Consider the following 25,770-nt stretch of genomic DNA (forward strand, 5'->3'; position numbering starts at 1 on the left):
TCTACCGGCTCTTGCAGCAGGCCGTGGTCACCGCTCCAGTGACCTACGAGGACGTGGTCCAAGCAGGTGCAGCGGGCCGTCAAAAGGGCTAGTATTGCTGGATGAACATCCAGTTATTTCAGTCGGTGGAGCTAAGCGGATACCCCGCATGAAAATACAGTCATTCACATTCTCATCATGGGCCTCCCTTTCCTCGATTCTTCCTTTGCTGCCGGTCGCGGCGTCTGGCATGCCGACGAGCTCGGCAGCGTCGACGCACAGGTCATCGGCACCGGCCACGCTGCGCTCGACGCGCAGCTGCCGGGGGGCGGCTGGCCGGTCGGCGCCATGACGGAACTGCTGCAGGCCGCGCCCGAAGACCCTGTCTGGCAGTTGGTGCTGCCCGGCCTGGTGCAGGCAGCGGAAGCACGGGGCGGCCCGGTGGTGCTGATCGGCGCGCCCTGCGAGCCCTTCGGCGCCTCGCTCGCCGCGCACGGCCTGCGGCCCGAGGCGCTGATGTGGGTCCGAAGCGACGCCGCGGCCGCCCGACTGTGGGCCTGCGAGCAGGCGCTGCGCTGCGCCGATGTCAGCGCCGTGCTGGCCTGGCTGCCGCAGGCCCGGGTCGGCGAATTGCGGCGGCTTCAACTGGCGGCGGCGCAGCACGATGCGCTGCTTTTCGTCTGCCGGCCCGAGGCGGTGGCGCATGCGGCTTCTCCGGCACGGCTGCGGCTGCACATCGTGCGCAGCGCGGCCGATGCGGCGCAGATCGAACTCCACATCCTCAAGCGCCGCGGTCCGCCGCTCGCGACGCCGGTGATGCTGCCGGCGCGCAGCGAGCGCATGAGCGCCTTGCTCGCCGCCGCCCGGCTGCGCCGCACGATTCGCTTGCAGCAGCAGGGCACGGCGCCGGCGGGCGATGCGGCCACCGTGGTGCGCATCGATGCGTGGAAGGAAGGACGCCATGCACTGGATCGCCTTGCAGTGGTGTGAAAGCCCACCTCTGGGCTGGGCTGCGCTGGCTGCAGGAGGTGCGGGTCGCGCAAATGGCCCCCTGCCGCCCACCGAAGCCCTGGGCTGGTGGGCGCTGCAATTCACGCCGCACGTGGCTTGGCAGGACGAAGCGCTGATGCTCGAAGTCTCCGCCTGCGAAAGGCTGTGGGGCGGTCGGCTGGGCTTGATGCGCCAGATATCCAACGCCAACCCCGCGCCCGATGCGGCCCTGAAAGGCGCGCAGGGCGCGACCAGCCTGGAGGCGCTGGCGCGGCTGCGCCTCTTTGTGCGCGGTGAGCACCGGCCCGACGACATGCCCGCCGGCCTGCCGCTCGACACACTGAGCGCCGCGCGTGATCACCTCGACCTGCTCGCGCGCCTCGGCTGCCGCACCTGGGGCGATGTGGCTGCCTTGCCGCGCGGCGGCCTGTCGCGGCGCTTTGGCGCCGGACTGCGCGATGCGCTCGACATGGCCTGGGGCTTGCGCCCCGAAAGCCATGCGTGGCTCAGCCTGCCCGACGTGTTCGAACAGAAACTCGAACTGCCCGCGCTGGCCGAAGGCGCCACCGAACTCATGTGGTCGGCCAACCGCCTGCTCGCGGCGCTGCAGATCTGGCTGCGCGCACGCCAGCGCGGCGCACGTGCGCTCGAACTGCAATGGACGCTCGACCTCAAGCGCTTCAACGGCGTGAACCTGCCGCCGCACCAGTACATCACCGTGCGCACTGCCGAGCCCACGCAGGACATGGCGCACCTGCGCCGGCTGCTGGCCGAGAAACTCGCGCTCACCACCTTGGCAGCGCCCGCGAGCTGGCTGCGGCTGCGCTCGCTCGAAACCGACCCGTGGGCCGGCGCCAGCACGAGCTTTCTGCCGGAGGACAACCGCAAGGGCGACAAGCTCCACGAAATGGTCGAGCGGCTCAGCGCACGGCTCGGTCCGCAGCAAGTGCTCGTTCCCACGGCGCAGGCCGATCACCGGCCGGAGCGCATGCAGGCCTGGCAGCCCGCCTTGCACAGGGGTCGCGCCCCCGGCCAGCGCAGCGAGGCCCGTTCGGGAAACACCGTGGAACCGGCTTTGCCGGGCCACAGGTGTTGCCCCCTGCAAGGGGGTGGGCGGCTACACGAAGTGAGCCAACCTGGGGGTGTGCCAATTTATCCGACCTGGCTTCTTCCCGAACCCTTGCGCCTCGACATGGACGGCGAGCGCCCGTACTACTGCGGACCGCTGCGCAGGCTGATCGGTCCGCAGCGGGTCGAAGCGGGCTGGTGGGGCGGCGTGGAAGAGGGCGGCCGCCCGGCAGTTCGCGACTACTACGTCGCCGAGAGCCCCGAGGCCGGCTTGGTGTGGATCTTCCGCGAGCGCTCGACCGCCTGCTTCGCTGAAGGTGAGGTGCGCTGGTACCTGCAAGGCCTCTATGCCTGAACTCAGCGACAAGAAGATCCGCGCGCTCTCGCTGGCCGGGGTGCATGCCTTGCCGCAGCGGCAGTCGCCCGCGCCCGGACTGCCGGGGTACGCCGAACTGCATTGCCTCACGAACTTCAGCTTTCAGCGCGGCGCCTCCACGCCCGAGGAACTGGTGGAGCGCGCCTACCAGCTCGGTTACTCAGCACTTGCGATCACCGACGAATGCTCGGTGGCCGGCGTGGTGCGTGCGCACGTCGGCCTGCGCGAACTGCCCGCCGAGCTCGACGTCTACGAGCGCGAGCACCCTGAAGAGCCGCCGATTCCGCGCAACCCGGATTTCCGCCTGCTGTTCGGCAGCGAGTTCCGCTTCGAGCGCTTCAAGCTCGTGGTGATCGCCAACGACACCGAAGGCTGGGGCAACCTCTGCGAGTTCATCACCGCCGCGCGCAATACCGAACTGCCCAAGGGCGAATACCGCGTGAGTTGGGACGACAGCGACGTGGCCTCGCTGCAGCGCTGCCAGATTCTTTTCGTGCCCGATCGAAAGCCGGGCGGCGCAGTCGATATCGGGCAACTGCACGAAGACCTGTCGGCCGCCAAGGCGCTGTTCGACGGCAATCTCTGGCTGGCCGTGGAGATGCTCAACGAACTCGACGACGACCTCTGGTTCGTCACGCTGGTCGAGGCGGGCGAGCGGGCCGGCGTGCCGCTCGTGGCGGCCGGCGACGTGCACATGCACGCACGCGCGCGCAAGCCGCTGCAGGACGTACTGACCGCCGTGCGCGAAGGCAAGACCGTGGCCGAATGCGGCTTCGCATTGCAGTCCAATGCCGAGCGCCATCTGCGGCAGCGCGTACGTCTGGCCGCGCTCTACACCGACGAGATGCTCGCCAACACGCTCACGGTGGCCGAGCGCTGCCGCTTCGATCCCGAGGTGATCCGCGAGAACTACAAGTACCCGCTTGAAACCGTGGGCAGCACGGAGACCCCGGCGCAGACGCTGGTGCGCAAGACCTGGGAGGGCGCGCTCAAGCGCTATCCGCTCGAGCGATATGCGTCGGGCATCCCCGAGAACGTATGCCGTCAGGTACAGCGCGAGCTGCAACTGATCCTCGAACTCGAATACGAGATGTTCTTCCTCACCGTCGAAGACATCGTGCGCTTCGCCCGTTCGCAGAACATCCTTTGCCAGGGCCGTGGTTCGTCGGCCAACTCGGCGGTCTGCTACTGCCTCGGCATCACCGCGATCCCACCCGACAAGGGCCACCTGCTGTTCGAGCGCTTCCTGAGCCGCCATCGCCACGAGCCGCCCGACATCGACGTCGACTTCGAGCACCAGCGACGTGAAGAGGTCATCCAGTACATCTACAAGAAATACGGCCGCGAACGCGCCGCCATCGCCGCCGTCGTGATCTGCTACCGCACACGCAGCGCACTGCGCGACGTGGGCAAGGCGCTCGGCATCGACGCGCGGCTGGTCGATGAATTCGCCAAGGACCACTACTGGTTCGACGAGGCCGTGCTCGGCGAGCAAGTGCGCACCGCCTCCGAGCGCGTGGGTGTGCAGGAAGATGAACTCAAGCTGCGGCAATGGATCGAGCTCACGGGGGAGCTCAAGGGCTTTCCGCGCCACCTGAGCCAGCATGTCGGCGGCTTCGTGCTCACCCACACCCGGCTCACGCGCCTGGTGCCGGTGGAAAAGGCGTCGATGAAAGACCGCTCCGTCATCCAGTGGGAGAAGGACGACCTCGAAGCCATGGGCATGCTCAAGGTCGATGTGCTCGCGCTGGGCATGCTCAGCGCCATCCGGCGTGGGCTCGAACTCATGAACCACTGGCGCGGCACGGCTCGGCAGATGCACCAGGTCCCCAACGATGATGAGCAGGTGTTCGACATGATCTGCGACGCCGACACCGTCGGCGTGTTCCAGATCGAAAGCAGGGCGCAGATGTCGATGCTGCCGCGACTCAAGCCACGCACCTACGAGGACCTGGTGATCGAAGTCGCGATCGTGCGGCCCGGGCCCATCCAGGGCGGCATGGTGCATCCCTACCTCAAGCAGCGCGAGCGATTGCGCAAGGGGCTTCCGATCCAGTACGAGAAGGAAGAGTTGCGGCCCGCGCTGGAGCGCACGCTGGGGGTGCCGATCTTCCAGGAGCAGGTGATGCAGATCGCCATGATCGCGGCCGAATTCACGGCCGACGAGGCTGATCAACTGCGCCGCGCCATGGCCGCCTGGAAGCGCAAGGGCGGCCTCGGCAAGTTCCACGACAAGCTCGTGGACGGCATGGTCAAGCGGGGTTACGAGCGCCCCTTTGCCGAAGCGATCTTCAAGCAGGTGCTGGGCTTCGGCGACTACGGCTTTCCCGAAAGCCATGCCGCGAGCTTTGCGTTGCTGGTGTGCGTGAGCGCCTGGCTCAAGCACCACGAACCCGCCTGCTTCCTGGCCGCGCTGCTCGATGCCCAGCCGATGGGCTTCTACAGCCCTTCGCAGCTCGTTCAGGATGCGCGGCGCCATGGTGTCGAGGTGCGACCGGTCGATGTGACGAGGAGCGAATTCGACAGCAGCCTCGAAGCCCGTTCGCCTGATGCACCCGGTGCGCTGCGCATGCCCCCGGGCACGGAGGCGCGCCATGCCGATCGCCTGGGCCATCCGGAGCAGCCCGCCGTGCGCCTGGGTCTGCGCCGTGTTTCAAGCCTCAGCGATGCCGGCGCCCAACGTCTTCTGGCCGCACGTGCGCAGGCGCCTTTCACCAGCACCGAAGACCTTGCGTTGCGCGCCGAACTTGACGGCAAGGACATGGCGGCGCTGGCCGCGGCCGATGCGCTGATGTCGCTCTCGGGCCACCGCCGCCAGCAGGTGTGGGATGCGACCGCGCAGCGCCGCGCGCCGGCCTTGCTCAAGGGCGTGCCGATCAACGAGCCCGCGTTGCAGCTGCCCGTCGCGCCCGAGGGCGAGGAGATCGTTGGCGACTATGCCGCGCTAGGACTCACGCTGCGCCGCCATCCGCTGGCGCTGCTGCGCTCGCGGCTGGCCCGCATGAACCTGATGAGCGCGGAGCAACTGCGCTCGCTGCCCAGCGGCCAGACCGTGCGCGCCTGCGGCATCGTCCAGGGCCGCCAGCGCCCGCAGACCGCCAACGGCACCATCTTCGTCACGCTCGAGGACGAGACCGGCAACGTCAACGTGATCGTCTGGAGCCATGTGATCGAGGCCTGGCGCGAGCCGCTGCTCAAGTCGAAGCTGCTGGCAGTGCAGGGCACCTGGCAGCGAGACGAGGACAGCGGCGGCGAGGTGCGGCACGTGGTGGCGACGGGGTTCAGGGATCTGACGCCGCTGCTGGGGCGGCTCGCGCAAAGCAACAGGAGCCGGGATTTCCATTGACTCAGGCAGGCTCGCTTCGCGTGACCGTCCTCGGCTTATAGTGACTGCGCCGACGCGCATCTGCGTCGGTAAAAAAGAGATTCAGGGAGATTCAATATGACGAACCGTTCGCGGTCGGCGCAGGGCCGATCGCATTTCCGTGCGTTCCCCGCTCCGGGCTTTGCCTTAAGCAATGCCGGCCTATTGCGCAGATGGCTCGCAGCAGTCATCGCGCCAGCATCCTGGGTGGTTCTGGCATTCCTGGCATTGCATGGAATTGCCGGCCATGCGGCTCCAGTGACATGGCCGGCCAGATATGCCGAACAATGGGACCTCTACGACGCCGATAGGGAAAAAAGACCGCCCCTGTTCAACGTCGCCACGGAGGCAGAAGCCTGTCAGGCGGAAAACCAGAAACTCATTCGCGGGTTCCGCGGTGCCTTCAAGTACTGCACCAGCCTTGCTACTTCCTACTGCTCAGACTTACCCGCGGGAGCCTGCACCTATGCGGACCCCGACGGGTCGGAGGTCGAGTACCCAGGCGATATTGGCTACTACATCGCCCCGATATGCGGCGACGTCCCAAATACAGAGCCGCCGCCGTTCGGCTCAGTGCGAGTGCAATACGTCAAGTCACTGGACCACACCACATGCACCTGCCCCGAAGGAAGTACGCCGCACATGGCGAGCGGCGGCCACTGCATCTTGCCCCGCAGGATCGAGTTGACCGCTTCGAGAACGACCTTCAAGCCCGGCGGCGCAAGTAAACCGGTCGAGTTGAAGGTCGCTGTCTACCTCAACGACGGGTCCGGCCGAGGAGCGTCCGGCGAGCCCGTCGAACTCTCGGTGATTCCCAGTGAAGGTGTGCCCGGCACGCTGACACCGACGACCGGCCTTGCGAACAATGGCGGCGGTTTCGGCGCGACTTACTACTTTCCGGGGAGCTTCCAGAAGGCACGCGTCGATACCATCCGCGCCACATGCCGGGGCTGCGCGGAGCCGGCGATGGTGGAGCTGAGGATGGCGCCGATTGTGGTTGGGTTTTTCAACGGGGTGTGGAATACGGATGAGCAGGCGTCTCAAGGATTGAGGGCTCTTAAAGGGCTTATCGGTCCGACCTATCAAGGGTCTGAATTGCGCTACGAGAACTTCTACAACCAGACGGGCACAGGAAACGGAAATAGTACCTTGCAAGACATTGCCGAAGTATTCATCCAGCGTGGCAAGGAACTGGACGGCGTGCTCGACAACCGATGGGAACACTATTGGGAATTGCTTGCGGGCAAACACGCCTCGGGCGATTCCCTCACCGATCGCCTGCTGAATGGTTTAGCCACCGGCGGCACGGCATTGGCCAAACTGTTGGACGCAACTTTCAATGCCATGCTCGGACAAATGTTCAGCGGCTACTCGCAGATGCTCAGTAATCCGCCCACCGCGGCTGACGTGGCTGGTCAACTCCAAAAACTCAGGAGCTTGGCCGACGAAGATCATTCCTTCGCGCTTATCGCGCACTCACAAGGCAATCTCTTCGTGAACAGTGCCTACGATGGACTTCGCAGTAGCCATCCAGACACCGGGGCCGGTGTGGTTCATGTCGCTCCAGCTTCACCCACCTTGCGAGGCGAACACCTGCTGGCCGACATTGATCTGGTCATCAATGGATTGCGCGTTCAAGGCATCAACTCCGTGGCGTCGAACAACATCAACCTGCCGATCAGCAAGAGCGATTTGAGCGGTCACACCCTGGTCGGCACCTATCTCGACGCGACCCGCGCAGCGCGCGAAAAGATCAACGGCATGGTTCAGACTGTGTTCGGCTCACTCTGAGTTTTTGAAGTAAGGGAGAAATGAAAATGAAAGTGTCTTTGAAGTCGTTTGTCGGCGGTTTTCTGTTGGCCGCGATGCTCGCGGCTTGTGGGGGTGGAAATAGCAACTCTGGCTTCTCCGCGACGGGCCCCGGTTCTTCCGCGTCCTTGACGGGCAGTTCGTCCGAATCGTCATCTGGCTCGTCATCCGTCACCTCGCCCACCGCTCCGGGCGGTCTCACACTCACGCAGCAGATCGAACAACTGGAGCGCAAGGGAGGCTATCCCACACTGGATCGCTCGTCCGACATTGCAGGGCCGGACACCAACAGGAACGGCGTGCGAGACGACATCGAGGCTTGGATCAATACGCTCAGCGTCACCGAGGCGCAGCGTAAGGCGCTTATACAGAAGGCGAAGGCATTGCAGCAGACGCTGATAGTTGACGTCGGCGACAAGGCGGCGGTGCAGCGAGCCGGCGAGGGACTGATGGCTTCAACTAACTGCAGCGCCGATAGGTTTGAGCCCACCCCGGGAGACTCTTACGCACTGTCATCCAAGATCGAAGCCATGACCGCGAACACCCGCCAGCGCGCAGAGAGGTACATGAAATACAACAAGGCGCGCTCTGGCAGCAGCACAACGCTGCCCAATCACGACACCTGCGAGCCTTGATGGCTGCACCCTTGAAGCCGCTCATCGGTGGCTTTTTCATGGCGGCGATGCTCACGGCATGCGGTGGCGGTAGTGGTGGCGGGTCCGGCGAAAAACTGGAGCGCAAGGGAGGCTATCCCACACTGGATCGCTCATCCGATATCGCCGGGCCGGACACCAACAGGAACGGCGTGCGCGACGACTCGAGGCTTGGATCAATACGCTCGACGTGACCGAATCACAACGCAAAGCGCTCATGCAAAAGGCAAGGTCATTGCAAAAGACTCTTCTTGTCGATGTCAAGGACAAGGCTGCTGTTCAGAGTGTTGGCGAAGAACTCATGGCATCAACCAACTGTGGCGGCGATAGATTCACTCCCTATGTGGAATTTTCTCGGCTCATCGGAAAAATTGAGGCCATGACCGCGAACACTCGCCAGCGCGCGGAGCGGTACATGCAATACAACAAGGCGAGTTCGGGAAGCGTCACAACGCTGCCCAATCACGACACCTGCGAGCCTTGATGTCTGCGCCCTTGAAGCCGCTCATTGGTGGCTTTTTCCTGGCGGCGATGCTCACGGCATGCGATGGCGGTAGTGGTGGCGGGTCCGGCGAACAACTGGAGCGTAAGGGAGGTTATCCGACGCTGGACCGCTCGTCCGATATTGCCGGGCAGGACGCTAACAAGAACGGCGTGCGCGACGACATCGAGGCTTGGATCAATACGCTCAACGTGACCGAGGCACAGCGCAAGGCGCTCATGCAAAAGGCAAGAGCATTGCAGCAGACCCTCCTTGTTGACCCGGCGGATAAGGCTGCCGTACAGCGCGCAGGTGAAGGGCTGATGGCGTCTACAAAATGTGCCGGCGATCGATTTGCACCGGTCCGCAGCGATTCTTATCCAGTGACCGACAAAATCGAAGCTATGACAGCAAACACCCGCCAGCGGGCGGAGCGGTACATGCAATACAACAAGGCGAGTTTCGGCAGCAGTACTACCTACCCAAGCGGCGACACCTGCGAGCCGTAAACAGCGGCGTCTTCCGGCGCGCCGAAGTCCTCATCCAGCGCAGCGTCGCTGATTGCCCGAGACCGAGAAGTCGATCAACTACTGGCGCAAGAACGTCGAATCGTTCTGGAGCGCACTCGACGAAGACTTCGCGCTCGGTGTGTCGGTTCAGTCCACGCTGGCCAGTGGTGCAAACCAGGCGCTGCGCTTCGGCGCGACCGAATGGCGCTCGGCGAAGTTCCACCGCGACGTCGAAGCCGCCATCGCTGTGTAGCCGCGCGTTCTAGCTCCGCGCGGGCGCCGGCACGGGCCGCTCCTGCGCCGTCACCGTCCGCTTGATGAGCCTGCCTTCGCGAAGCAGCGACATCTGGACGGGCCGTCCGATGCGATCCGCACCCAGCAGACGCAACAGATCATCCGCGCCCGCCACCACGACATCATCGAGCGCAACAAGGACATCGCCCACACGCAGGCCCGCCAGATCCGCCGCGCCGCCGGCCTGCACTTCGCCGATGCGCACGGCGTGCGCGCCAGAATGAATCGCCAGCGCCACACGCCGCGACAAGGGCACCGTCTGCGCCGCGATGCCGAGATGCGCGCGCCTGACGCGGCCGTGGGCGATGAACTCGCCGATCACGAATCGCGCCGTGTTGCTCGACACCGCGAACGCGAGGCCCTGTGCACCAGCGATCATGGCCGTGTTGATGCCTACGACCAGCCCTGATGCAGCCACGAGCGCACCGCCGGAGTTGCCCGGGTTGAGCGCCACGTCGGTCTGGATGACGTCGTCGATCAGGTGCCCGCTCTGCGAACGCAGCGAGCGACCCAGCGCCGAGACGATGCCGGCCGTGATGGTCGATTCGAAGCCCAGCGGATTGCCGATGGCGACGACCAGATGCCCGCGTTTGAGCATCTTCGAATCGCCGAGCGTCGCGGTGACGACGCCGCGCGGCAACTCCACACGCAGCAGCGCGAGATCGGTGGCGGGGTCGTCGCCGAGGACCTCGGCTTCCTTGTCGCCGGCGTCGGCAAGTCCGATGCGCACCCGGCGCGCGCCGCCTACGACATGGCTGTTGGTCAGTACCAGTCCGTCGCCGGCGATGACCACGCCCGAGCCGAGACCGCTGCGCCGGCCGGCGCCGCTCTGCACGCGCACTACAGCCGGGCCGACGTTGTCGGCCACCGTCGCGACCGCGTTCGAGTACGCGTCGATGAGCGCGTCCTGGCTTGGCTCGGTCTCGTCGCCGCTGGGGAGGATGGAAGATGAGTTGTCGTCGAACATGAGAACCTCAAAGATGAATGACGCCTTGCCGGACCGCCTGTGCCACCGCGTCCGTGCGGCCGGTGGCGTCGAGCTTGTCGAGCAGCGAGCCGACGTGGAACTTGGCCGTGTGGACCGAGATGCCCAGCCGCCGCGCGATCGCCTTGTTCGATGCGCCTTCGGCCATGAGGGCCAGCACTTCGAGTTCCCGCCGGGTCAAGGTGGTGTCGGCATCGCTGGCGGGCGCTGCGTCCGCCTGAACGATCTCTACATCCGCCGGCTCACCGTGTCGCGCAATGCGCAGGCCGGGCACCTCCGCGAGCAGCCCGAGCAGCCGCTCCGACAACTCGGCGTCGGCGATGTCGATCGCGATCACGATCGGTTCCGTGACGCTCGTCTTCTTCAATCGGCGGGCCTCTCGCCAATGGTGATCTCGGCTTCGACGGACCCGCCGGCGCGCTGCAGCGACAGCTTCACGACGGTACCGACACTCGCCGGCCCCAGTGCGCGCAGCAGCATCTGCACACTGCGCAGCGGCTCGCCGTTCCAGGCCAGGATCACATCGCCCTGGTGCAGTCCCGCCGCCGCGGCGGGTCCGTCGCGGTCGACGCCCATGACCATCGCGCCGATGGCGTCGGGCTCGACCTTCACGGGCTGGAGCGCCACGCCCAGATAGCCGCGCGGTACCCGCCCGTGAGCGGCGAGCTGTGCGGCGACGCGTTCGATCGTCGCGCCCGGGATGACGAGCACGCGGCGGCGCGGTCCGAAGACGCTCATGCCGATGGCGCGGCCGAGCGCATCGAGCGCCAGTCCGCCTTCGGCGCTGCGCCGCATCGTCAGTCCGAGTTCGATCCGCGCTTCGATCTCACCGCCGCGCAGGCTGCGCCACGCGGGGCCGGACAGCGCGACCACGCCGGCGGCGGCGACCGCGGTGCCGGCGACCGACCCGAGCGCGAGTGCGATCGAACCGGCACGCACCGGCGTTGCGTCGAACGCGGTCGGGGAGGGTGGCGCGCCATCGATACGCAGCAGGGCGATGTCGGTGCCGGGATCGCGCCCGACGAAGGTTGCCTGCGCGCTCGTACCGCCTGGGAGGTGGACCGACAGGTCCGTCGCGTCATCGGGCAACGCCTCTTCGCAGGTGACGATCAGCCCGTCGCGCCAGGCGAAACCGCTGGTGCGCGAACGCCCGGCATGCACGGCGACGACGCTGCCCGATGCGGCAGCCACCGCGTCGGCCATCGCCGCCGACAATTGTTCGAGAGGGGAAGAAACAGTGGTATCGGCCATGGAAGCTCCTTAGATGGCTTCATTGTGTGAAGCCACAAGGGCCCCGCGCCACTGCCCTGATGGGCAGGGTCGATCCGCCGGAACGCTACGATACCGGCTCTATTCGAGGGGGTAAAACCGATGTTTGGCTTGTTCAAGTCAAAGCGGCCGGCGCCGGGGCGCGGCTTGTTCCTGGTCAATTTCAAGCTGGGGCGAGGCTCCAATGGCGACATACCCAGGACGCTCGCCGGCGCCTATGTGTCGGCCTATGTGACGGCAAATGATCAGGATTCCGCTGTGAGGGTCGCCGTGACCAGGCTCACGTCGAAGGGCTTCGAATTCCTCGACACGCAGGGGCCCATCACGCGGCTCGACCCCCGCCAATGGTCGAGCCACGTGGCGCAATCGTGGCCGGAATTCATCGACGAGCTTCCCAAGCAGAACGAAATCGTCGACGGCTTCGACCACGAAATGGTCTTCTTCGGCCCGTTCGTAGGCTACGAACGGGCCGAAGGCTGAGCCCGGCCTGTCCAACGCGCAGGACACAACCCCACCATGGCCACGTTCGAATGGATCATCGTGCTGTTGCTCGGCGCGGCGCTGCTGGCGGCGCTGGCACGCAAGGTCGGCGCACCGTACCCGACCTTCCTCGCGCTTGGAGGCGCCGCGCTCGCATTCGTGCCCGCCAGCCCGAACTGGACGCTCGACCCCCAACTCGCGCTGACGCTCTTCGTCGCGCCGGTGCTGCTCGATGCAGCCTACGACACCTCGTTGCGCGACCTGCGGCTGAACTGGCGTCCGATCGCCGGGCTCGTCATTGCCGCGGTCGGAACGACGGTGGTCGCGGTCGCACTCGCCGTGCGCTGGCTGGTGCCCGAGATGCCGTGGCCGGTCGCCATCGCCCTGGGCGCGATCGTCGCGCCGCCTGACGCCGCCGCTGCCACCGCCGTGATGCGGCAGGTCAAGCTGCCGCACAAGCTCCTGAAGATCCTCGAAGGCGAAAGCCTGTTGAACGACGCGAGCGCGCTGCTGGTCTACCGGCTCGCGATCATGACCGTGCTGGCCGGCCACCTCGGCTTCGGAAGTTTCGCGCCGGTGTTTCTGCTGACCGTCTTCGGCAGCCTCGCGGCGGGCGTGGGCTGCGCCTTCGTGCTGCGGCCATTGACGTCAGGCCTGCGCGAGGTGCCGATCGCGCTGATCGTGCAGTTCTCGCTCACCTTCGGCGTCTGGATTGCGGCCGAGGCCATCGGCCTGTCCGGCATCCTGACGCTTGTGGCGTATGCGATGACGGTCGCGCGCCGTGGCGGCGCGCAGATGCCGGCGCACATGCGCGTGCCGATCTTCGCGGTGTGGGAGACGGTCGTCTTCGTGCTGAACGCCTTTGCCTTCGTCCTGATCGGCATGCAGTTGCGTCCGGTCTGGCAGCGGCTCGAGGCCGGCGGTTCGCGCACCGATGCAATCGTGACCGCGGCGGTGGTGCTCGGCGTCACGATCGCCGCGCGCTTCGTGTGGGTGATGAGCTACAAGGCATTGACGCATCGCCGCCAGAGTCGTGCGGCCGAAGCCGAAGCCGTGCCGCCGAGGCCGGTGGTCGGCAGCGCGGTCGTGCTCTCGTGGGCGGGGATGCGCGGCATCGTCACCTTGGCGGCGGCATTCGCGATTCCCGAGACACTGCCGGACGGATCGCCATTCCCGTATCGCGACCTGATCCTGCTGTGTGCATTCGCGGTGGTGCTCGGCACGCTGGTGCTGCAGGGACTGACGATCGGCCCGTTGATCAGGCGCCTGGGCCTGACCGACGACGACCCGGTCGGTCGCGAGGTCCGTCTCGGCCGTGCGCATGCATACGGCGCGCTGCTCGATGCGATCAAGGACGACGACACCCTTTCCGCGAAGCTGCTGCGCAAGGAATACGCTGCGGTCGTCGAACTGAACACCAGCGATGCGAACGAGGCGCGCCTCGACGAAGTGCCCGGCGGGCCGCTCAGGCGCCGTGCCATTGCGGTCGCCCGGCAGCGCGCGTTCGAGATGCGGCGCGACGACGTGATCGGCGACGATGCCTTTCGCGTGCTGGTGCAGGAACTTGATTGGGCCGAGCTGAGCGCGGGTGGTGGCAGGCGGGAGTGAGGTCTCCATGACCCTCTATTGATGCGCCGTCCGCATCAATCTCTCCCCCTCTTTTCATCGAAGCAAAACTGATTGCGACCCTACGATGGAGCACGAGGTGGCAGTCATGTTTCTGGACTTTCAACGGACCGATATCGATGTTGGCAACAGGGGCGCCGATCCCATCGCCGAGTTCTTCGCGCGCAGCGCCGAGGACAGGTACTGCGGCTGGGATCTGTTCGCGAATGTGGCCCACTGGGCGAGCGTTTCTGCGGGCGTCGCGCTGATGGTGGTGGCCGGACTCGATTACTTCTAGCTTCGGTCCCGTTCGCTCTTTGTCAGAAGCCATAGAGCTCGGCCGGGTTGTCCGAGAGCATCCTGCGGCGTCCGGCATCGTCTGGGACGCACCGAAGCGACCACGCCAGCAGGCTGGTTTCGGAGGGGGCCGGATGGACGTTGGGATGAGGCCAGTTGCTGGCCCACAGGCAGCGCTCGGGATAGTGCTTCGCCAGCATCTGCGCGATCGGGGCAACATCCGCGTAGTCCGGTGGGCCGCTTCGCGAGCTTTCGTAGGGCGCGGAGAGCTTGATCCAGCAGTTGCCCTTGTCGAGCAGGCGACGCAGGCAGAGAACGGGTTCGCTGTCGAGCGCCACTGGGCCCAGGAACTTGCCGATGTGATCGATGGCAAGCCGGCCGGGAAGCCGATTCAGCATCGCTTCGTGCAACGGCAGGTCGCGTCCGTCCAGTTGCAGATTGATGTTCCAGCCGAGCGGAGCGATACGCGCGGCCGTCGTCTCCAGTGTCGACCAGGGCAGCAGGCCGCCGCCCGACAGCATCATGTAGCGAATGCCGCGCACCCCTGCCGTATGAAGGCGCGCGAGTTCGTCGTCCGTCACGTCGTGCGGCACGACGACGATGGCGCGGGCGCCTGCACCGAGTCGAGCGAGTGCCGCCAAGGTGCAGCGGTTGTCGAATCCGTAGCCGGTGGGCTGCACCACGACCACGCGGGTGAAGCCCAGGGCTTGTTGCACGCGCTCGCAAGCCTCGGCCGGTGCATGGGGCGGCTTGAAGGTCGCGGTCGGCGCCAGCGGGTACGCGTCTTCGTAGACGTGGACGTGGCAGTCGCATGCGTCTTCGGGTGGTTGCACTGGCGTGCTCATGATGGAAATCCCGGCGGCTGTTCAGCGTTCGCGTGCGCATGAGACCAGCGCCGCCATCGCGTGGCGTGCGCCGCGTTGACCGCGCCCGTCGGCAACTCGCCCTGGATCAATGCGGCGAGTTGCGCGACGGTTTCAAGCGCCTGATGCTCGACGGCGGGCAGGGTGAGTCCGCCGATGTGCGGCGTCGCGATCACCAGCGGATGACGGGCGAGCGTGGGGCTCGGCATCTGGTCGGGCGCGCGGCCGACGTCGAGCGCGCAGCCGCCAAGATGGCCCGAATCCAGCACCTCGAGCAACGCAGCCTCATCAACCAGTTCGCCACGCGCCGCGTTGACGAAGAAGGCGCCGCGCTGCATCGACGCGAAGGCCTGCGCGTTCATCATCCCGTTCGTCTGCGCATTGGCGGGCGCCAGGCAGACGACGAAGTCCGATTGCGACAGCAGCGCGGGCAGCGGCACCTGTTGCAGCATCGGATGCTCCGCGACCGGATGAGGGTCGTTGGCCAGCACGCGCATGCCGAAGGCCAGCGCCAGATCGCTCAGGTACTGCCCGATCTGGCCGAAGCCGATGACCCCCAGCGTTGAACCGCGCAATTCGCGGCCCATGAAAGGCGCAAGCGGCTGGTCGCGGTGATAGGCACGCGTGTAGCGCCCGATGCCGCGCCCCAGATCGATCATCACCGCGATGATCCACTCCGCAACCGCAGCGGTGTAGCCCGGGCTGGCCTGCGTCACCAGCACGCCGTGCGAACTCGCCGCCTCGACGTCGATCGTGCGGATATCGACCGCACATCGCATGAATGCCGCCAATCGAGGCAGTTCGCGAAAGAGGGTTTCGGGGCCGGGCGTCTGGCGGTAGGCGATCAGCGCATCGCAGTCCCGCGCAGCGACGACGAGTTCGGCGGTCGACAGGTCGCGCGGCTGCGGGTTGAGTCGGACCTCCGCGATCGATTCGAGTGCCAGCAGGGCCCGAGGCCCGAAGTAGTGCGCGAACTTGTCCGTCGGATGCGTGACGAAAACAGTGGTCATGTGGGCGCCTTCTCCGCCTTCGATCTCGTCGGGCGGGGCTTGTGCCCGGGTGGGGGTGCGACGGATTCGCGTTCGATCAGCCGGTTCGAGGTGAAGACCATCTCGTGCTCTTCCTGCGCAAGATCGGCGCCCGTTTTCATCGCCCGTTCGACCATCGCACGCGCCATCTCACGTATTGGCAACTGCACGGTCGTGAGCGTCGGGTTCGACAGCGCTGCCAGGAAAAGGCCATCGATACCCACCACGGAAACGTCCTGCGGCACACGCAGGCCGGCCTCGCGCAGCCCCGACATCAGCCCGAGCGCCATCAGGTCGTTGAGCGCGACGATGCCCGTTGGCGGATTCGGCAGTTCGGGAATCCGCAACGCCGTCGCGCGCCCGACTTCGGCGATCACCGAATCGCCGTACTCGTTCAGCGGGCCGCCATCGAGAACCCGTGCGCTGTCCCGCAGGCCAGCGGCTTCGGCTGCGGCATGGAAGCCGTCGATCTTGGCGCTGCGGCTCATCGTCATGCCGGCGACCGTGACGAAGGCCAACTGCCGGTGGCCTTTCTCGATGAGATGGGTGGTCGCCATGCGCGCCGCCTCGAAGTTGTCCGGCATGACGTGGGCAACTTTCGAGCGCTTTCCGGGCGTCGCGCCGCGGTCGTAGCTGACCACGACGAGACCGCGCTCGACGGCGGATTCGAAGTGCCGCTCGTCGGCCAGCGACGAGATCACGATCACGCGGCGGACGCTTTGCGCCAGCAGGTCCTCGAAAAAGGCATTTTCCTTTTGCCTGTCGCGGTAGGTGCTGCCGATCAGCAGGCGAAAGCCGTACTGCTCCTGCGCGACGGTCTCGATCTCGCGGGCGATGTAGCCATACATCGGGTTGGCCATCGAGGGGACCAGCAAACCCAGCAGCGGGGTCTGCCCGGTCTTGAGCTGTCGGGCCAGCGTGCTCGGCCGGAAGCCGAGCGTCTGGATCGCTTCCCTGACGCGCGCGAGGGTGTCGGGGCGCATGCGGTCGGTCCTCCCGTTAAGCACGTTGGAGACCGTGCTGATCGACACGGCGGCATGGCGGGCGACGTCCTGGATCGTGGGCACTCGGTTGTCCTGATGTCGGCTACAGCCCGAGCCGGTTCGGGAGCCACAGGGAGAACGCCGGCACGAGCACCAGCAGGACCAGCGTCACCAGGAGGACTGCCAGGTATTTCATCATGGGCCGCGCCACATCCTTCACTTGCGTGCCGGTAATCGCGCAAGTGGCGAAAAGGCCGAGCCCGATCGGCGGCGCGAACAGGCCCAGCCCCATCGCGATGACCATCACGGTGCCGAAGTGCAAGGGATGGATGCCGAGTTGCTGTGCGATGGGCGTCAGCAGCGGCCCGAAGATGATGAGTGCGGGCGCGCCTTCGAGGACCGCGCCGAAGATGATCATGATCGCGACCGACACGATCAGGAACATCGTGCTGCCGTACTGGTGTGCGAACGCGATCAGTGCGCCCGAGACGAGTTGCGGGATCTGCTCGATCGTCAGCGCGAACGACACGCTCGACGCCGCCGCCACGATGAAGAGGATGCCGCCCGCCATCGACGCGGAACGCACGAAGAGCTGCGCCAGCGCGCGCACGGTCAGTTCGCGAAACGCGAGGCCACCGACCACCAGCGCGTAGATCACGGCGAAGGCCGACACCTCGGTCGAGGTGGCGACGCCGGAGGTCACGCCCTTGCCGATCATGCCCACCATGACGATCGCGACCAGCGCGCCGCCGAGCAGTTTCAGCAGTGGCGTGCGTTGCTCGAACGCCTGGTCCGGGTCGATCTTCTGGCCGACGATCACCGTCAGGGCAGCCAGGGACATTGCCAACACGACGGCAGGCACCAGGCCTGCCATGAACAGCCCGGCGATGGAAATGTTGGCCACGAAGCCCATGATGATCATGTTGATGCAAGGCGGGATCGTCTCGGCCATGACGGCGGTGCAGGCCAGCAGCCCCGCAGCCTCGTTGGGGTCCTGGCGCGTGCGGCGCACCGCGGGCATCACGATGCCGCCGACGGCCGCGATGTCGGCCAGCTTGGAGCCGGAGACGCCCGAGAAGAAGGCCGTCGCGGTGATGGTGATCAGGCCCAGCCCGCCGCGCACGCGGCCGAACACCCGCAGCAGCAGTTCGATCAGCCGGGACGACATGCCGTTGGCTTCCATCAGGAGACCGGCCAGCACGAAGAAGGGGATGGCCAGCAGCACGAAATGGTCCGTCCCCGCCATGACCTGCTGCGAGTAGATCAGCAGCGGCAGCGAGGGGTCGGAGAGGAAATAGAGCAGCGACGAAAAGGCCAGCACGAAGCCGATCGGCACGCCGAGCACCAGGGCGCCGATGAAACCCGTTGCCAGCAGCAGGCCGTGCGGGATCGCGTGGGCGGGCACGAGCGCGTTCCAGCCGAAGACGATGGCAGCCAGTGCGGCGCATCCGAGCAGCGTGCCGGCCACCACGCGCCGCGGCCCGTTGACGGCATTCGCAATGCCGAACAGCGTCATGAACAGGCTGCCGACCACCACCGGATAGACATACAGCCATTGCGGCAGTCCGATCGACGTGGTCTGGTCGTAGGTGTCGACCAGCAGCAGCACCGACGAGACGAAGAGACTGGCCGCGACACCCGCGATGATCCAGTGACCCACCTGGATCAACGCCGGCTGCCAGTGCGACGGCAGCATCTGCCGGAACAGGTCGATGCCCACGTGCTGGCTGCGCGCCAGCACCGTGGCCGCGCCGAAGAAGACCAGCACGATCATCAACGCCCGGGCGATCTCCTCGGCCCAGTCCAGCGGGTCATGCAGGAAGTAGCGAAAGACGACCGACACAAACACCACCAGCACGTCGGCTGCCAGCACCGCCCCCGAGACGTACTCCGTCCAGCGGTTCAGGGTGCCCAGCCACGCGCCCGACGCCGTGTCATGGCGAAATCCCAGCGAGGCTGGTACGTGGCGCGTCTCCACTGGGTCGACGATCGCCGCCACGGTCAGACCCGGGCTGCGTTGACGTCGGCGAAGAGCGGGGCGGTGACGGGGTATTGCTTGGCGAAGCCCGCCCAGAGGTTGGCTTCCATCTCCTTGCGGACCGTGGCGCGATCCGCAGGCGACATCGGGAAGAAGGTCATCCCCTTGCGCTTGAGTTCTTCGACCGCAGCCTTGCCCTTGTCCTCCGCGACGGCGCGCTGCTGCAGCGTTGCGTCATTCACCGCCTTGAGGAAGGCGGGGCGCAGCTCGGCGGGAATCTTGTCCATGCCGCGCTTGCCGATCACGACCACCATCGGGCTGAACAGGTGTTCGGTGAGCCAGCACGACTTCACGACTTCGTTGAGCTTGCTCGCGAGCACTGTCGCGGCATCATGCTCGAAGCCGTCGACCACGCCGGTCTGTGCCGCCATGTAGAGCTCGCCGAACGGGATGGGCGTAGGGATCGCGCCCATCAGCTTGAAGGTCTCGATGAATGCCGGCGTCGGGAGCACGCGCAGCTTGACGCCCTTGATCTCGGCTAGCGACCGGACGGGTGCCTTGGTGTAGACGCTGCGGGCGCCGAAATGCGACGCCCAGGTCAGGATGACGATGCCCGAGCGCTTCTCCAGCAGGTCGCTCAGGGTCTTGCCGGCCGGGCCTTCCAGCACCTTGCCGGCGTGGGCATAACTGTCGAACAGGTAGCCCAGGTCGAGCATGCCGAGTTCGGGCGAGACCGTGGCGAAGATCGACGAGCCGGACACCATCATGTCGACCGAGCCGACCTTGACCTGCTGCACAACGTCGCTTTCCTTGCCCAACTGGTTGTTGGGAAAGTAGTCGAGCTTGATCTTGTCGCCCACGCTGCCCTGCAGGTTGTTCTGCAGGCGCTGGTACCAGACGTAGTGCGCGGCGTTGTCGTCCGCCAGCATCGAGGACGAAAAGCGCAGCGAGACGACCTGCTGCGCGCGGGTGATGGCTGGAAACCCGGCGATGGCGGCAACGGATGCCGCGGAGCCTGCCTGCACGAACTGACGGCGAGAGATCGAAGCCATGGTTTGTCTCCGTGGTGCTTGTGTATCGATTTACTGTATCGATTTACAAGCACTTGGTGATCCGGGTCTTCCCTCCCTATGGCGTCATGATGCGGCGCCGCAAACGCCGCGGGCTTGCGCCTGCACCCGCCGGGCCGCGCGGACGGGCGGGGCGGCCTTCGTCCGGGTGCTCGCGGTGTGGATCAGAAGGGCGCCGACCACCATCGCCATCCCCAGCAGTTCGTTGCCCGAAGGGAGCTTGCCGAGCGCGACGCTCATCAGCAGAGCCGAGACCGGAACGAAGTTCAGGAAGGCGGTGCCGGTGACCGCGCCCATGGTCCGAACGCCGAAGTTGAAGGCCAGCACGGCCACCGCGGAAGAGATCAGGCCCACATAGGCGAGCGCGTGCCACGACAACATCAGCCCCGCGCCGCTCGGAACCTCGGCCAATCCTGCGGCGGTGGCGACGACGGCGCCGATCAAAAGCAGCGGCCAGGAAGCCAGCACGGTCAGCGCGCTGTATTCCACGACGTCGAGCTTGTCGGCGAACTGCGCGGCGCCGCGGGTGTACCAGACCCAGCCCAGCGTGCCCACGAAGGCCATCGCGTCGCCGAAAGCCGTGGATTCGCCTGCTTGCGCGCCATGCGACGAGAGCGCCCCCGAGACGATGATCACGCCCGCCAGCGCCAGCAGGCTGGTCAGCACCGTGGCCCTGGTGGGGCGAACGCCGTCGAGCGCCCAGCGCAGTAGCTGCGTCGTCATCGGCGTGGTGGCCATGATGATCGCGCCGTGCGAAGGCACGGAGTGGGCCAGCCCGGTCAGCAGCATGACGCTGAACACGCCGAAGCCCGCAAGACCACGAATCGCCAGCGGCATCGCATGCGCCCGCAGCTTGAGCCACGGCGTCGCACCGCGCGGCACGAGCAACGCGATGAACAGCATCGCGGAAAGGCTGTACCGAATCAGCGTGAGCCAGAACGGGTCCACGTGATGCAGCACACCCTTGCTGACGAGGAACATGCCGCCCCATGCGGAAGTGGCAAGTAGCAGGGCGGCAATGCCGAGCGAACGAGGTTGGGTTGTCATGGAGTGCCTCAGGCGTTGAATCGATGCCTTGAAGCATGGGCGCCGAAGCCGCCGCCGGCCATTCGTTTCTTTGGACAGGGCCCTCAGGATTTGCGAATGGCCGCGGTCGGCCGATACACGCACAATTTGCGCCATGGAGCTCTATCAACTCAAGACCTTTGTGGCGATCGCCCGGGAAGGCAGCCTGACCCGCGCGGCCGAGCGTGTGTTCACGAGCGCGCCGGCGGTGAGCGCGCAGCTCAAGGCGCTGGAGGACGAGCTGGGCGTCAAGCTCTTCGACCGAACGCCGCGCGGCATGACGCCGACCGAAGCCGGCCTGAGCCTGCTCGAAGAAGCCGAGCGCACGCTGGCTTCGGCGATGCGCATGCGCTCGACGGCGGAGCAGATCCGTGGGGCGGCCCAGGGCGTGGTCCGCTTCGGCACCGTGGTCGACCCGGTGGCGCTGCGGCTGGGCCATGTGCTGGTCAAGCTGGCCGAGCGCCATCCGCAGGTGACGCTGCAACTTCAGCAAGGGCTGTCGTACCAGACGCTGGAAGGCGTTCGCCGCGGCGAACTGGACTGCGCCTACGCGCTGAGCGACAGCGAAGAGATTGATGGCCTGGCGGTGCAGCGGCTCGGCGTTGTCGATCTGGTCGTCACGCTGCCGCCATCGCTCGCGAAGGCGCACCCGGCGCTGAATCTCGAAACCCTGACCAGCCTGCCGTGGGTCGGCACGCCGCCGTCATGCGTCATGCGCGCGCATCTGGACGGCCTGTTCGCGAGCATCGGCCGCGAGTACCGTCCGACGCAGACGGCCGACGGCGAAAGCGCCATTCGCGCGATGATCGCCAGCGGGCTGGGTGCGGGGCTGATGCGTCTCGACCAGGCGGAGCAGGCCGAGCGCCAAGGCGAATTGGCCATCTGGCAGGGCTGGCGATCGCATACGTGGCTCTGTTGGGTCGCGCCTGCCGGCGGGACACGCACCGCGGCGGTCGATGCGGTGCGGGGCGCGGTGCTGGAAGCCTGGGCTTGAGTGCGGAAGTCAGTTGCCGGCAGCCGCCCGTCGCAGGCGACCGGGGCCGAGCATCTCCGCAGTGATCCCGAAGGACGCAGGATGCGCGGGCACCGGCATCCCGCGCGCGAGGGCGGCGCAAGTTTCGCCCATCGCCGCCGAAGTCTGGATGCCGTAGCCGCCTTGCGCGGCAACCCAGAAGAAGCCCGGCGCTTCGTCGTCGAAACCGCCGACCAGGTCGCCATCGGCCACGAAGGACCGCAGCCCGGCCCAGATGCGCGTCGGCCGGCGGATGGCGAGCGTGGTCGCTTCCTCGATGCGGTGGATCGCCAGCGCGATGTCCATCTCCTCCGGCTGCACGTCCTGCGGATCGACGAGATCGGCATTGGCCGGCGAACCGAGCAGCATGCCGGCGTCGGGCTTGATGTACCAGTTCTCCTCGGCGCCGTGGACCAGGGGCCAGCCGGAGATGTCCATGTCCCTGGGCGGCTCGAAGATGAAGGCCGAGCGACGCCGCGGCTCGATGCCCAGCGGCCGCGCGCCTGCCAGCCGCGCGATGACGTCGACCCAGGCGCCGGCCGCGTTGAGAACGACCGGCGCTTCATACACATGGCCGCCCGCTTTCACGCGCCATTGGCCCTGCTCGCGCGTCATGGCCGTGACTTCAGCGTCGCAAACCAGCTTGCCGCCGGCACGTCGCATGCCGCGCAAGTAGCCCTGATGGATCGCATGCACATCCATGTCCGCGGCATCGGGCTCGTAGGCTGCGCCGATCACCTGCTCGGGGCGCAACGCAGGCACCATGGCGCAGGCTTCTTCGCTGCTCAGACGGCGCGCATGCGGCGCCATGGCGTGCAGCACCTGCCAATGTTCTTCAAGCTGAGGCAACTGTCCCGGACCGGCGACCATCATGGCGCCGCGCGGTGTGAGCAGCGGATGCTCGGTGAAACCTTCGGGCGGGTTGTCGAGGAAGGCACGGCTTGCCAGCGTGAGGGCACGTACTTGCGGCGTGCCGTAGCTCTCCATGAACAGCGCCGCGGAACGGCCGGTGGAGTGGTAGCCCGGTTGCGACTCGCGCTCCAGCAAGATCACTCGACCGTGCGGCGCGAGCCAGTGGGCGACGGAAGCGCCGGCGATGCCGCCGCCGATGATGAGGAAATCGGCTTGTTGTGGAGGAGGGGAAGTTGTCATGACGCGAATGCTAAGGCTCCGCGGCGTTAACCTAGCGCGATGAACGCTTTCGCTACGCAGCGCGACGCCGGAACACCGATAGGCCCGCCGCCGCCGGCGCCCGACCTGCCCACGCCACCGCCGCCTGTCGCACCGCCTCCGCCGCCCGTGGTCGACCCTCCGGCGGCAGACCCTCCGCGGGTTGAACCCGGCGCGCCGCCGCCAGTGGCCGATCCGCCGCCGGGTGCGCTGGCGCTCGGACGTATCCACGCGCGCCGATTACGCGATGTCTACCGATCTGCCGGTTGGCCGTGCTGCGACACCGTCGAGGTCGATCTGCTGGCCGCCGGCCTCCTGGAGCGCGTCCGCTCCATGCAGGGCCATGAAACGCTGCGCGTGACCGACGCCGGCATCTCGCACATCGCGACCTCGCTGGTCGCCAACCGCGGCATGTTGTCGCGGCACGAAGCGCTGGTGGAGCGCATCGCACGCGAGATGACGCGGGCGGGCCGCCTCGCCTGGCGCGGGCTGAGCCTGCGTGCGCAACTGCCGCCCGCTGGCGAAGGCGACAAGGCCCGATGGTGCATCGCGCGGCCGGATTTGTTTTCCATTCGCAACACCAGCGTGGAGGCCTACGCGCAGCCCATCGTGCATGAAGTGAAGGTCAGCAGGGCCGATCTCCTGAGCGATCTGCGCAAGCCCGACAAGCGCGCCGCCTATCTCGACCTCGGCGGCGAATGCTGGTACGTGCTGGGCTGCGATGCACGCGGCCGGCCCATCGGCGAGCCGGACGAGATTCCGGCCGAATGCGGCGTACTGGTCGCGCAGGCGGAGCGGCTCGTGGTCGCGCGCTCGGCGGTGCATCGCGCGTTGCCGCGCATGCCTTTCGCAGTCTGGATGGCGCTGGCCAAGGCGCAGCCCGTGGCCGGATTCGAAGACGATTTGCAGGACTCGCTGCCCGGAATCGACGACTGAAGGTGCATGGGCGGCATGCACCTAGGTGCAATAGCGCCATGGCAATGAGCTTCGTATGCTGGCCGGATCTCCGGCACTCCATGGAGGCTTCATTCATGCTTCTTCTGAGCACCCGCCTCGCGCGCTTATTCCTGCTGGCCGTATCGCTTCTGTCGGCCGTGGTGTTCGCCCAGCAACCGCCGCCGACCTTCTCGAAAGAGCAGCTCGACCAGATGATGGCGCCGATCGCGCTGTATCCCGATTCGCTGTTGTCGCAGGTGTTGATGGCGGCGACCTATCCCGCCGACGTCGCCGATGCCGCGAAGTGGTCGAAGGCGAACCCGAACCTGAAAGGCGACGATGCCTTGAAGGCGGTCGCGAACCAACCGTGGGACCCGAGCGTGCAATCCCTGGTCGCGTTCCCGCAGGTGCTCCAGGCGATGGGCGACAAGCCCGACTGGGTGCAGAACCTGGGCGATGCGTTCCTGGCGTCGTCCAAGGACGTGCTCGACTCGGCGCAGCGCTTGCGTGGCAAGGCCCAGCAGACCGGCAGCCTCAAGAACTCCGACCAGCAAAAGGTCATCGTCGAGCAGGAGCCGCAGACGCAGCAGACCATCATCAAGATCGAGCCGGCCAATCCGGACGTGATCTATGTGCCCGCCTACAACCCGACGGTGGTGTACGGCGCGTGGCCTTATCCGGCGTATCCGCCTGTCTACTACCCGCCATCGCCTTACTACTACCCTGGCGCGGCACTCGCGACCGGCATCGCCTTCGGTGTCGGCGTGGCGGCCACCGCGGCGCTCTGGGGCAACTGCAACTGGGGTGGCGGGAACGTGAACATCAACGTCAACCGCTACAACAACGTCAACGTCAATCGGCAACTGAACGCCAGCCAGACCAACTTCCAGCACAACGCGGCCAACCGGCGCGGCGTGCCGTACCGCGATTCGGCGAGCCAGCAGAAGTTCGGCAAGAACGTGAACGGCGCCACCCAGCGCGCCGACTTCCGCGGGCGCGATACCGCACGCGATGCGCAACGCCAGCAGGCGCAATCCGCCTTGCAGCAGCGCGGTATGGACCCGAGCCAGGGCCGTCAGCAACTGCGCAACGATCCGGGCACCCGCGAGCGGGCGCAGGCAGCGAGCCGCAATGCCGGCCACGACATCGGCGGCGCGGGCAACCGGCCGGGCGCCGGTGGAGGCGGCCGGCAGTTCGCCGGTGGCGAGGGCCGACCGGGCGGTGCAGGCGCAGGTGCGGGTGCGGGTGCGGGTGGCATCAACCGGGGCCAGGGTCAAGGCCAGGGCTTGTCGCGCGTACAGGCGAGTCCGGGCGACAACGCCTTTCGTGGTGCCGGCAACGCCGGTCAGGCCAGGGACCAGATGAATCGCGGGAATGCCAGCCGCCAGTCCATGGCCCAGCACTACGGAGGCGGCGGCATGGGCGGCGGCGGTGCCCGCGCCGGCGGATTCGGCGGTGGCGGGGGCCACATGGGCGGTGGCGGGCGGCATCGCTGAAAGGGGAATC

Annotated in this window: 25 protein-coding genes; 15 read left to right on the forward strand and 10 right to left on the reverse strand. The window is 66.6% G+C overall.

The features are described 5' to 3' along the window. The first annotated feature begins 177 nt into the window (after positions 1-177). From imuA to AC1DN9_RS15000, 9 genes are all read left to right on the forward strand, one after another. Entirely contained in the window at positions 178-969 is a 792-nt protein-coding gene (imuA, locus tag AC1DN9_RS14960) for a translesion DNA synthesis-associated protein ImuA (RefSeq protein WP_478101433.1), read from the forward strand. Next, positions 941-2,392: a Y-family DNA polymerase gene (locus tag AC1DN9_RS14965; protein ID WP_478101434.1), complete on the forward strand. Its 1,452-nt coding sequence runs from the start codon at positions 941-943 to the stop codon at positions 2,390-2,392. The genes imuA and AC1DN9_RS14965 overlap by 29 nt, the downstream gene beginning before the upstream one ends. After that, positions 2,385-5,759 (forward strand): error-prone DNA polymerase, encoded by a 3,375-nt coding sequence (locus AC1DN9_RS14970; RefSeq protein WP_478101435.1) that lies wholly within the window; start codon positions 2,385-2,387, stop codon positions 5,757-5,759. Before AC1DN9_RS14965 ends, AC1DN9_RS14970 begins: the two co-directional genes overlap by 8 nt. 96 nt (positions 5,760-5,855) lie before the next feature. Then, on the forward strand, positions 5,856-7,568 hold the full coding sequence (locus AC1DN9_RS14975) for a hypothetical protein (RefSeq protein WP_478101437.1): 1,713 nt from the start codon (positions 5,856-5,858) through the stop codon (positions 7,566-7,568). Positions 7,569-7,594: 26 nt separating this feature from the next. Continuing rightward, positions 7,595-8,221, forward strand: coding sequence for a hypothetical protein (locus AC1DN9_RS14980; protein WP_478101439.1), 627 nt, complete (start codon positions 7,595-7,597; stop codon positions 8,219-8,221). Positions 8,222-8,232: 11 nt separating this feature from the next. Continuing rightward, positions 8,233-8,433 carry a hypothetical protein gene (locus AC1DN9_RS14985; protein ID WP_478101441.1) on the forward strand — a complete coding sequence of 67 codons (201 nt, stop codon included), beginning with the start codon at positions 8,233-8,235 and terminating at the stop codon, positions 8,431-8,433. After that, a complete protein-coding gene (locus AC1DN9_RS14990; RefSeq protein WP_478101442.1) occupies positions 8,430-8,723 on the forward strand; it encodes a hypothetical protein in 294 nt (97 codons plus the stop codon). The genes AC1DN9_RS14985 and AC1DN9_RS14990 overlap by 4 nt, the downstream gene beginning before the upstream one ends. A gap of 11 nt (positions 8,724-8,734) precedes the next feature. Then, entirely contained in the window at positions 8,735-9,229 is a 495-nt protein-coding gene (locus AC1DN9_RS14995; protein ID WP_478101443.1) for a hypothetical protein, read from the forward strand. 52 nt (positions 9,230-9,281) lie between these two features. Beyond that, positions 9,282-9,482, forward strand: coding sequence for a hypothetical protein (locus AC1DN9_RS15000; RefSeq protein ID WP_478101444.1), 201 nt, complete (start codon positions 9,282-9,284; stop codon positions 9,480-9,482). 9 nt (positions 9,483-9,491) lie between these two features. Here AC1DN9_RS15000 and AC1DN9_RS15005 read toward each other — a convergent pair whose 3' ends face one another. Genes AC1DN9_RS15005 through AC1DN9_RS15015 form a run of 3 tightly spaced genes read right to left on the reverse strand, consistent with a single transcriptional unit; the run spans position 9,492 to position 11,759 of the window. Further along, on the reverse strand, positions 9,492-10,490 hold the full coding sequence (locus AC1DN9_RS15005) for a S1C family serine protease (RefSeq protein WP_478101446.1): 999 nt from the start codon (positions 10,488-10,490) through the stop codon (positions 9,492-9,494). Positions 10,491-10,497: 7 nt separating this feature from the next. Beyond that, positions 10,498-10,875: a response regulator transcription factor gene (locus AC1DN9_RS15010; RefSeq protein WP_478101448.1), complete on the reverse strand. Its 378-nt coding sequence runs from the start codon at positions 10,873-10,875 to the stop codon at positions 10,498-10,500. After that, a complete protein-coding gene (locus AC1DN9_RS15015) occupies positions 10,872-11,759 on the reverse strand; it encodes a S1C family serine protease (RefSeq protein WP_478101450.1) in 888 nt (295 codons plus the stop codon). The genes AC1DN9_RS15010 and AC1DN9_RS15015 overlap by 4 nt, the downstream gene beginning before the upstream one ends. Positions 11,760-11,888: 129 nt before the next feature. Here AC1DN9_RS15015 and AC1DN9_RS15020 point away from each other — a divergent pair, with 129 nt between their 5' ends. The 3 genes from AC1DN9_RS15020 to AC1DN9_RS15030 all read left to right on the forward strand — a co-directional run bounded on the left by AC1DN9_RS15020 (position 11,889) and on the right by AC1DN9_RS15030 (position 14,160). Continuing rightward, positions 11,889-12,257 carry a hypothetical protein gene (locus AC1DN9_RS15020; protein WP_478101452.1) on the forward strand — a complete coding sequence of 123 codons (369 nt, stop codon included), beginning with the start codon at positions 11,889-11,891 and terminating at the stop codon, positions 12,255-12,257. 36 nt (positions 12,258-12,293) lie between these two features. Then, the gene (locus AC1DN9_RS15025) at positions 12,294-13,865 is read left to right on the forward strand and encodes a cation:proton antiporter (protein WP_478101454.1); all 1,572 of its coding nucleotides are present in this window, start codon (positions 12,294-12,296) and stop codon (positions 13,863-13,865) included. A gap of 97 nt (positions 13,866-13,962) precedes the next feature. Continuing rightward, positions 13,963-14,160: a hypothetical protein gene (locus tag AC1DN9_RS15030; protein WP_478101456.1), complete on the forward strand. Its 198-nt coding sequence runs from the start codon at positions 13,963-13,965 to the stop codon at positions 14,158-14,160. 22 nt (positions 14,161-14,182) lie between these two features. Here the strand turns inward: AC1DN9_RS15030 and AC1DN9_RS15035 are convergent, their stop codons facing one another. The 6 genes from AC1DN9_RS15035 to AC1DN9_RS15060 all read right to left on the reverse strand — a co-directional run bounded on the left by AC1DN9_RS15035 (position 14,183) and on the right by AC1DN9_RS15060 (position 21,128). Next, positions 14,183-15,004, reverse strand: a complete 822-nt coding sequence (locus tag AC1DN9_RS15035; RefSeq protein ID WP_478101458.1) for an amidohydrolase family protein — start codon at positions 15,002-15,004, stop codon at positions 14,183-14,185. Then, positions 15,001-16,032 carry a hydroxyacid dehydrogenase gene (locus AC1DN9_RS15040; RefSeq protein WP_478101460.1) on the reverse strand — a complete coding sequence of 344 codons (1,032 nt, stop codon included), beginning with the start codon at positions 16,030-16,032 and terminating at the stop codon, positions 15,001-15,003. Before AC1DN9_RS15040 ends, AC1DN9_RS15035 begins: the two co-directional genes overlap by 4 nt. Next, positions 16,029-17,117, reverse strand: a complete 1,089-nt coding sequence (locus tag AC1DN9_RS15045) for a LacI family DNA-binding transcriptional regulator (protein WP_478101462.1) — start codon at positions 17,115-17,117, stop codon at positions 16,029-16,031. Before AC1DN9_RS15045 ends, AC1DN9_RS15040 begins: the two co-directional genes overlap by 4 nt. 19 nt (positions 17,118-17,136) lie before the next feature. Continuing rightward, a complete protein-coding gene (locus tag AC1DN9_RS15050) occupies positions 17,137-18,984 on the reverse strand; it encodes a TRAP transporter large permease (protein WP_478101748.1) in 1,848 nt (615 codons plus the stop codon). A 50-nt stretch (positions 18,985-19,034) separates the two neighbouring features. Then, positions 19,035-20,063 (reverse strand): TRAP transporter substrate-binding protein, encoded by a 1,029-nt coding sequence (locus tag AC1DN9_RS15055; RefSeq protein ID WP_478101463.1) that lies wholly within the window; start codon positions 20,061-20,063, stop codon positions 19,035-19,037. An 84-nt stretch (positions 20,064-20,147) separates the two neighbouring features. Then, positions 20,148-21,128: a DMT family transporter gene (locus AC1DN9_RS15060; RefSeq protein ID WP_478101464.1), complete on the reverse strand. Its 981-nt coding sequence runs from the start codon at positions 21,126-21,128 to the stop codon at positions 20,148-20,150. A gap of 133 nt (positions 21,129-21,261) precedes the next feature. Between AC1DN9_RS15060 and AC1DN9_RS15065 the strand changes: the two genes are divergently transcribed. Next, on the forward strand, positions 21,262-22,140 hold the full coding sequence (locus AC1DN9_RS15065; RefSeq protein ID WP_478101466.1) for a LysR family transcriptional regulator: 879 nt from the start codon (positions 21,262-21,264) through the stop codon (positions 22,138-22,140). Positions 22,141-22,149: 9 nt separating this feature from the next. Here AC1DN9_RS15065 and AC1DN9_RS15070 read toward each other — a convergent pair whose 3' ends face one another. Further along, entirely contained in the window at positions 22,150-23,310 is a 1,161-nt protein-coding gene (locus AC1DN9_RS15070; RefSeq protein ID WP_478101468.1) for an NAD(P)/FAD-dependent oxidoreductase, read from the reverse strand. Between the two features lie 39 nt (positions 23,311-23,349). On the opposite strand from AC1DN9_RS15070, the gene AC1DN9_RS15075 reads away from it, so the two are divergent. Beyond that, the gene (locus tag AC1DN9_RS15075; protein WP_478101470.1) at positions 23,350-24,264 is read left to right on the forward strand and encodes a hypothetical protein; all 915 of its coding nucleotides are present in this window, start codon (positions 23,350-23,352) and stop codon (positions 24,262-24,264) included. Positions 24,265-24,359: 95 nt separating this feature from the next. Next, the gene (locus AC1DN9_RS15080) at positions 24,360-25,760 is read left to right on the forward strand and encodes a DUF3300 domain-containing protein (RefSeq protein WP_478101472.1); all 1,401 of its coding nucleotides are present in this window, start codon (positions 24,360-24,362) and stop codon (positions 25,758-25,760) included. The last annotated feature ends 10 nt before the right edge of the window (positions 25,761-25,770 follow it).

This window comes from Variovorax sp. 05L425 (assembly GCF_056397705.1).

Excerpts from the sequence above, each read along its gene's own strand:
- imuA (WP_478101433.1), top strand. The coding sequence starts at position 178 with ATGGGCCTCCCTTTCCTCGATTCTTCCTTTGCTGCCGGTCGCGGCGTC.
- AC1DN9_RS14965 (WP_478101434.1), top strand. The coding sequence starts at position 941 with ATGCACTGGATCGCCTTGCAGTGGTGTGAAAGCCCACCTCTGGGCTGG.
- AC1DN9_RS14970 (WP_478101435.1), top strand. The coding sequence starts at position 2,385 with ATGCCTGAACTCAGCGACAAGAAGATCCGCGCGCTCTCGCTGGCCGGG.
- AC1DN9_RS14975 (WP_478101437.1), top strand. The coding sequence starts at position 5,856 with ATGACGAACCGTTCGCGGTCGGCGCAGGGCCGATCGCATTTCCGTGCG.
- AC1DN9_RS14980 (WP_478101439.1), top strand. The coding sequence starts at position 7,595 with ATGAAAGTGTCTTTGAAGTCGTTTGTCGGCGGTTTTCTGTTGGCCGCG.
- AC1DN9_RS15005 (WP_478101446.1), bottom strand. The coding sequence starts at position 10,490 with ATGTTCGACGACAACTCATCTTCCATCCTCCCCAGCGGCGACGAGACC.
- AC1DN9_RS15015 (WP_478101450.1), bottom strand. The coding sequence starts at position 11,759 with ATGGCCGATACCACTGTTTCTTCCCCTCTCGAACAATTGTCGGCGGCG.
- AC1DN9_RS15025 (WP_478101454.1), top strand. The coding sequence starts at position 12,294 with ATGGCCACGTTCGAATGGATCATCGTGCTGTTGCTCGGCGCGGCGCTG.
- AC1DN9_RS15035 (WP_478101458.1), bottom strand. The coding sequence starts at position 15,004 with ATGAGCACGCCAGTGCAACCACCCGAAGACGCATGCGACTGCCACGTC.
- AC1DN9_RS15040 (WP_478101460.1), bottom strand. The coding sequence starts at position 16,032 with ATGACCACTGTTTTCGTCACGCATCCGACGGACAAGTTCGCGCACTAC.
- AC1DN9_RS15055 (WP_478101463.1), bottom strand. The coding sequence starts at position 20,063 with ATGGCTTCGATCTCTCGCCGTCAGTTCGTGCAGGCAGGCTCCGCGGCA.
- AC1DN9_RS15060 (WP_478101464.1), bottom strand. The coding sequence starts at position 21,128 with ATGACAACCCAACCTCGTTCGCTCGGCATTGCCGCCCTGCTACTTGCC.
- AC1DN9_RS15065 (WP_478101466.1), top strand. The coding sequence starts at position 21,262 with ATGGAGCTCTATCAACTCAAGACCTTTGTGGCGATCGCCCGGGAAGGC.
- AC1DN9_RS15070 (WP_478101468.1), bottom strand. The coding sequence starts at position 23,310 with ATGACAACTTCCCCTCCTCCACAACAAGCCGATTTCCTCATCATCGGC.
- AC1DN9_RS15075 (WP_478101470.1), top strand. The coding sequence starts at position 23,350 with ATGAACGCTTTCGCTACGCAGCGCGACGCCGGAACACCGATAGGCCCG.
- AC1DN9_RS15080 (WP_478101472.1), top strand. The coding sequence starts at position 24,360 with ATGCTTCTTCTGAGCACCCGCCTCGCGCGCTTATTCCTGCTGGCCGTA.